The organism is Aeromonas sp. R1-1, from assembly GCF_040908495.1.
Classification (GTDB): domain Bacteria; phylum Pseudomonadota; class Gammaproteobacteria; order Enterobacterales; family Aeromonadaceae; genus Aeromonas; species Aeromonas veronii.
The window spans coordinates 21,006-27,957 of sequence record NZ_JBFODV010000050.1 but is presented as its reverse complement, the minus strand read 5'-3'; the positions used below and the strand labels follow the sequence as shown (position 1 = coordinate 27,957).

Annotated in this window: 4 protein-coding genes and 1 pseudogene; 1 reads left to right on the top strand and 4 read right to left on the bottom strand. The window is 58.7% G+C overall.

Features of this window, described 5'->3' with window-relative positions; translation table 11 throughout:
* The 3 genes and pseudogenes from AB5Y92_RS02665 to prfB form a co-directional block, all read right to left on the bottom strand.
* Positions 1–266: pseudogene (locus tag AB5Y92_RS02665) on the bottom strand (sulfite reductase [NADPH] flavoprotein alpha-component); the annotation flags it as partial.
* A 211-nt stretch (positions 267–477) separates the two neighbouring features.
* Entirely contained in the window at positions 478–2,013 is a 1,536-nt protein-coding gene (lysS, locus tag AB5Y92_RS02660) for a lysine--tRNA ligase (RefSeq protein ID WP_005335201.1), read from the bottom strand.
* A 16-nt stretch (positions 2,014–2,029) separates the two neighbouring features.
* Positions 2,030–3,128 (bottom strand): peptide chain release factor 2 gene (gene prfB, locus AB5Y92_RS02655; RefSeq protein WP_100645262.1). Its coding sequence is split into 2 segments (ribosomal slippage): positions 2,030–3,052 and positions 3,054–3,128, totalling 1,098 coding nucleotides; the frame shifts between segments, so codons are not numbered across the junction.
* 256 nt (positions 3,129–3,384) lie between these two features.
* Here prfB and AB5Y92_RS02650 point away from each other — a divergent pair.
* Positions 3,385–5,256, top strand: coding sequence for a methyl-accepting chemotaxis protein (locus AB5Y92_RS02650; protein ID WP_100647207.1), 1,872 nt, complete (start codon positions 3,385–3,387; stop codon positions 5,254–5,256).
* A 240-nt stretch (positions 5,257–5,496) separates the two neighbouring features.
* Here the strand turns inward: AB5Y92_RS02650 and gltS are convergent, their stop codons facing one another.
* Positions 5,497–6,696 (bottom strand): sodium/glutamate symporter, encoded by a 1,200-nt coding sequence (gltS, locus tag AB5Y92_RS02645; protein WP_005348115.1) that lies wholly within the window; start codon positions 6,694–6,696, stop codon positions 5,497–5,499.
* Positions 6,697–6,952 lie beyond the last annotated feature (256 nt).

Sequence of the window (6,952 nt, the reverse complement as noted above, 5' to 3'; positions counted from 1 at the left end):
CGGGCCTCTGCCTGCGCCTTGATGGCACTGGCGACACCTTTGGCGTTGCCGGTCTGGGAGCCGTAGAGAATGGTCAGGTTGCTGCTGGGCGCAGCCACGGCAGCGCTGGCTGCAACGCTTTGGTGACCGGTCTGGGAGAGGCCGTAGAGATATCCGCTCACCCAGGCCAGTTGCTGGGTATTGAGGGTCGAGAGTACCTGACCCAGCTGACGTTGCTGCTCGTCAGAGAGAGGGGAGAGGTTGAATGGGGAATCCTTCAATTGCATCACACGCGTCTTCCATGGTCTGATTTTTGGCCAGATTAAAGGGCGTGTTGGCTAACAACAAAGAATAAAAATATCTTCTTTATTCCATTATTGAATTTATAAAGTGATTTGGCGGTAAAGGAGATAGAAAAACGCCCCGCAGTTGCGGGGCGTGTTTATTGGCTATCACGCTCGGGATTGACCCAAGGGATTTAGCTGGCTTCTGTGGGCCTTACTTCTGCGGACGCAGGGCCGGGAACAGAATGACGTCACGGATGGTGTGGCTGTTGGTGAACAGCATGACCAGACGGTCGATACCGATACCCTGACCGGCAGTCGGCGGCAGGCCGTGTTCCAGCGCGGTGACGAAGTCGGCGTCGTAGAACATGGCTTCGTCGTCGCCAGCTTCTTTCTGATCAACCTGATCCTGGAAGCGCTTGGCCTGGTCTTCTGCATCGTTCAGCTCGGAGAAGCCGTTGGCCAGCTCGCGGCCACCGATGAAGAATTCGAAGCGGTCGGTTACATCCGGGTTCACGTCGTTGCGGCGGGCCAGCGGAGATACGGCAGCCGGGTACTCGGTGATGAAGGTCGGTTGCAGCAGCATGTGCTCCACGGTCTCTTCGAAGATCGCGGTGATCACGTGGCCCAGCTCCCAACCCTTCATCAGCTCGATGTGCAGACGCTTGGCAACGGCCTTGGCGCTCTCGAGGGTAGCCAGATCGTCCAGAGTTACATCCGGGTTGAACTTCAGGATGGACTCGACCATGGTGAGGCGCTGGAACGGCTGACCGAAATCGATGGTCAGGCCCTCTTCGCCCTCTTTGGCGTAACGGATCTTGGTGTCGCCCAGAATGTCCTGCGCCAGGGTGCGCAGCAGCTCTTCGGTCAGGTCCATCAGATCGATGTAGTCGGCGTAGGCCATGTAGAACTCGATCATGGTGAACTCGGGGTTGTGACGAACCGAGATACCTTCGTTACGGAAGTTGCGGTTGATCTCGTAGACACGCTCGAAACCACCGACCACCAGACGCTTCAGGTAGAGCTCCGGAGCGATACGCAGGTACATGTCGATGTCCAGCGCATTGTGGTGAGTGACGAACGGACGCGCGGAGGCACCACCCGGGATGACTTGCATCATCGGGGTTTCCACTTCCATGAAGCGCTTTTCGTTGAAGAACTTGCGGATACCGGCAACCACCTGGGTGCGGATCATGAAGGTCTTGCGGGACTCTTCGTTGGCGATCAGATCCAGGTAGCGCTGGCGGCAGCGAGCTTCCTGGTCGGTCAGGCCTTTGTGCTTCTCGGGCAGCGGACGCAGCGCCTTGGTCAGCAGGCGGATATCGGAAACGTGAACGGAGAGCTCACCGGTCTGGGTCTTGAACAGGGTACCTTCGACACCCACGATGTCGCCCAGATCCCACTTCTTGAACTGCTCGTTGTAGAAACCTTCCGGCAGGTCGTCACGGGTGACGTAGACCTGGATCTTGCCGGCCATGTCCTGCAGGGTGGCGAAAGAAGCCTTGCCCATGATCCGGCGGGTCATGATGCGACCGGCAATCTTCACCCGTTTACCCAGGCTCGTCAGCTCCTCGGCGCTTTTGTCGTCGAACTCTGCGTGCAGATCGCCAGAGAGGCTGTCGCGACGGAAGTCGTTGGGGAAAGGATTACCCTGGGCGCGCAGGGCGGCCAGCTTGGAACGACGCTCGGTCATCTCGTTGTTGAGTTCGAGAGTTTGGTCGACTTCCGGAGTGATGGTTTGTTCAGACATGGTGATTCCTGCTTGTTTACAGACCTGATTTCAGGCTGGCTTCGATAAACTTGTCCAAGTCACCGTCGAGCACCGATTGGGTATTACGGGTTTCGACGCCGGTGCGCAGATCCTTGATACGGGAGTCATCCAGCACATAGGAACGGATCTGGCTGCCCCAACCGATATCAGACTTGGTCTCTTCCAGGGCTTGTTTCTCAGCGTTCTGCTTCTGAATTTCCAGCTCGTAGAGCTTGGCTTTCAGCTGCTTCATACACTGGTCTTTGTTTTTGTGCTGGGAACGGTCGTTCTGGCACTGTACCACGACACCGGTCGGAACGTGGGTAATACGCACCGCGGATTCGGTTCGGTTAACGTGCTGACCACCGGCACCGGAGGCACGGTAGACGTCGATCCGCAGATCCGCCGGGTTGATCTCGATATCGATATCGTCATCGATCTCGGGGTAGACGAACACAGAACAGAAGGAGGTGTGACGGCGGCCACCGGAATCGAACGGGGACTTGCGAACCAGACGGTGAACGCCGGTTTCGGTACGCAGCCAGCCGAATGCATATTCGCCGGTGAACTTGATGGTGGCGGATTTGATGCCAGCCACGTCGCCTTCGGAGCATTCAATCAGCTCGGGCTTGTAGCCGTGGGCATCGCCCCAGCGCAGGTACATGCGCAGTACCATGTTGGCCCAATCCTGCGCTTCGGTACCACCGGAGCCGGACTGGATGTCGATATAGCAGTCGGAGCCGTCGTGCTGACCGGAGAACATGCGGCGGAACTCGAGATCCACCAGCTTGGCTTCCAGCTGTTCGGATTCGGCGATGGCTTCGTTGAAGGTCTCTTCGTCTTCTCCTTCCACGGCCAGGCTCACCAGCATCTCGACGTCATCCACGCCCTGGGTCAGGGTGTCGATGGTGCCGACCACGTTTTCCAGCGCAACGCGCTCTTTGCCCAGCGCCTGTGCGCGCTCGGGTTCATTCCATACGTCCGGCTGTTCCAGCTCGGCGTTGACCTCTTCTAGACGCTCTTTCTTGGCGTCATAGTCAAAGGTACCCCCTAAGAAGCTCGGTCCGCTCAGACAGCTCCTTAAGTTTATTTAATACGGGATTAACTTCGAACATCGTGAAAACTCTCAGGGTCGATGTGATTTAAAAACGGGATATTCTAGCCAATTGTGGAAGGAATAAACAGGGTTGCCTTGGTTTGTGCGGCTCATGCCGTCAATTTCTGGTGCACTTTTCTCCACCTCGGTAGAAAATATCGCCCGCAGACCCATTTTCAGGTTCAGTTTTGGCCATTCGGGTCGCTAATGACTACGTGTAGTGTTGTGCAATTTAGGGAAAAACCCGCTCCTCACCTCAATAAGAAGAACACATGATGAAAAACCTGTCACTCAAGCAGAAGATACTGTTGTCAGTGGTGATCGCCCTTTCGTTGGTGATTTTGTTGCTCTCCTGGCAGAGCTATAGCAGCCAGAAATCCCTGTTGCTGCAAGGCAGCCAGGAGCAGTTGCAACGGCTGGGTACCCAGCAGGCCGAGCGTGTCAGCGACTGGCTCGCCGCCCGTCGCGACGTGATCCAGGCGCTCGGCAACAAAGCCGGTGCCGAACCCCTCAATGCCTTGCAACAGGCACAAGTTTCCGGCCGTTTCCAGCTCACCTATTTCGGTGAGAGCAGTGGCAAGATGAATGACTCCGATCCCTCCATCAACCGCGATGGCTATGACCCGCGCTCCCGCGGCTGGTATCAGGAGGCGATGAGCAAAGGTGGCCTGATTGTCACCAAACCCTATCTCGATGTGGCTTACAACATCATGGTGGTGACCCTGGCCCAGCCGGTTGCTGGCGGGGTAGTCGGTGGTGACCTCTCCATCGCCTCGCTAGTGGAAGACGTGACCAAGATGCAGCTGCCTGCCGACGGTTTCGCCATCATGATGCACAAGGATGGCACCATCATCGCCTACAAGGATGCTGCCAAGGCGATGAAACCGGCCAGCGAGATCGACAACGATCTGACCAACGCGCTGATCGAGCAGAGCAAGTCGAGCAAGGAGCTGGTGCCGGCCTACTTCGACAACGAAGGTCGCGACAAGCTGCTGTGGGCGGCTGATATCCCCGACACGGATTGGGAACTTGTGCTGGTGCTGGACAAGGCCGCGCTGGAAGCGCCGCTCTCCTCCCTGCTGATGACCCAGCTGGGGATGGCGCTACTGGTGCTGGTGGGCAGCATCCTCGCTATCTCCTGGCTGGTCAGCATGCTGCTTGGCCCGCTCACCAAGGTCTCCCAGGCGCTGGCCCGCATTGCCGATGGTAACGGCGATCTGACCCAGCGCATCAAGATCGACGCCAACGACGAAGTGGGCCAACTGGCCAACAGCTTCAACCGTTTCGTCGGCAGTCAGCATCAGCTGATCGGCAATATCCGCCAGCTGGCCAACGAGCTGAACGCCGATGCCGAGCGCAGTCTGGTGACCAACCAGGCCGCGGTGGACGAGCTGCAGCGTCAGCAGCAGGAGGTGACCATGGTCGCCACTGCGGTCACCGAGATGGCGAGCGCCACCATGGAGATCGCCGGTAACGCCGAGAACACCGCCGCCGCTGCCCAGCAATCTGCCCAGAGCAGTGAGCAGGGCAAGATGCTGGTCAACAAGACCCGCCAGTCCATCAATGGTCTGGCCGAAGAGGTGGGGCAGGCGACCGAGGTGATCGGCGAGCTGAGCCGTCACGCGCAGGCGATCACCAGCATTCTCTCCACCATTCAGGGGATTGCCGAGCAGACCAACCTGCTGGCACTGAACGCGGCCATCGAAGCGGCCCGTGCCGGTGAGCAGGGGCGTGGTTTTGCGGTGGTGGCTGACGAGGTGCGTGTGCTGTCGCGCCGTACTCAGGACTCCACCCAGCAGATCCAGTCCACCATCGAGACCCTGCAACAGACCACTGCCCGCGCGGTGAGCCTGATGCAGACCAGTCAGGGGCTGGCGGACAACAGCGTGCAGGATGCGGATCAGGCGGTACGCGCACTGGAAGAGATCACCAGCGCCATCTCCCTCATCTCCGACATGGCGGGTCAGATCGCCACTGCCGCCGAGGAGCAGACCCAGGTGACCGGCGAGATCACCCAGAACACCACCGCCATCAAGGATGTGAGTGACGAGATCACCGCCGCCGCCATGCGCGATCTGGATCAGGCCCACAGCCTCAAAGGGCGTGCTGCAGACCTTAACCAGCAGGTGTCGACCTTTATCCTGTAAGGTGCAACTCACGGCCTGTTCCGGCTGACATAAACAAGCCCCGCCCTCTGTCGAGTGCGGGGCTTTTTGTTGTTCGGTGGAGTGCGGGATGTGGGGATTCCGGGTAGTCCGGGTTGCTCGCGGGTCACCTTGATGGCGGATACGAGCCCCGGTTCTGCCTGCGTCAGCTGGCGAGTAGAGAACAAACAAAGAGCCCACCGAAAGGTGGGCTCTGATCATATACGTCTGACGGAAAGGGAATTACAGGAATGGCATCGCCATAAACAGCTTGATCACCATGGCGTTGATGATGTCGATAAAGAAGGCCCCCACCATGGGCACTACCAGAAACGCCAGGTGGGAGGGACCGAAGCGCTGGGTGATGGCCTGCATGTTGGCAATCGCGGTCGGGGTGGCCCCGAGGCCAAAGCCGCAGTGACCTGCTGCCAGTACGGCCGCATCGTAATTTTTACCCATCACCCGGAAGGTGACGAAGATGGCGTAGAGCGCCATCGCCACGGTCTGGGCGGCCAGCAGAATGAAGATGGGCAGCGCCAGGCTGGCCAGATCCCACAATTTCAGGCTCATCAGTGCCATGGCGAGGAACAGCGACAGGCTGACGTTGCCCAGCAGGGAGACCTCGCGATCGCTCACCTCATGCCAGTTCAGCAGGGTCAGGACGTTGCGCAGCAGCACGCCGACAAACAGCACGCAGACAAAGATCGGCAGCTCGAAGGCGCCCCCTTTGAGGGAAGCAGAGAGCAGCTCGCCGCCCTTGAGGCTGATGGCGATCAGCGCCAGCGTCTCGATGACGCTGAAAGTGGTGAGGGGGCGCTCCATATCCGGCATTTCGAAGCCCTGGGGGGCCTCATCCTGATTGTGCTCCTCACCGGGCACCTGCACTTTCTTCACCAGATAGCGGGCGACCGGGCCACCGATCAGGCCGCCCAGCACCAGACCAAAAGTGGCACAGGCGATGGCGAGCTCAGCGGCGGATTGCACGCCGTACTTCTCGGAGAAGGTTGCGCTCCAGGCCGCCCCGGTGCCGTGGCCGCCGGAGAGAGTGATGGAGCCTGCCAGCAGCCCCATGTGGGGATCCAGACCGAGCAGGGTCGCCAGACCGACACCCAGACTGTTTTGCACCAGCAGCAGGCCGGTGACCACCATCAGGAAGGTAACCACCGCCTTGCCGCCGCGTTTCAGGCTGGCGAGATCGGCGGAGAGACCGATGGAGGCGAAGAAGGCCAGCATCAGCGGGGTTTGCAGGCTGGTATCAAATTGCAGCTCCATCTGCAGGGTGGAGCGCAGCAGCAGCAGTACCAGCGCGACCACCAGGCCGCCGGCTACCGGTTTGGGGATGTTGAAGGTACGCAGCAGCCCGACTCGGGTAACCAACACCCGGCCAAGCAGCAATACCAGAGTGGCAGCGACCAGCGTTGCGTAGGAATCAAGTTGTAACATTCAGTACTCCCATGTTGATTGGCTGTGTCTTTCATAGCAAAAGACTTACAGATTCAGCCGGGATGAAAACAGTGTGGCTTATGTGCCAGCAAAGAAGGGGAAACATCTCCCCGCCCCAGGAAAGATGGGGCTTGTGCGGGCCTGAAATGCTCAGGCATCCAGATGAGATTTTAGTAAAATCCGGCGGATTGTAGCAAAAAGCATCGTTTAATTCCATCTTTGTCGTATTAATGCTCGTTTTAGTGGTTTATTGTGA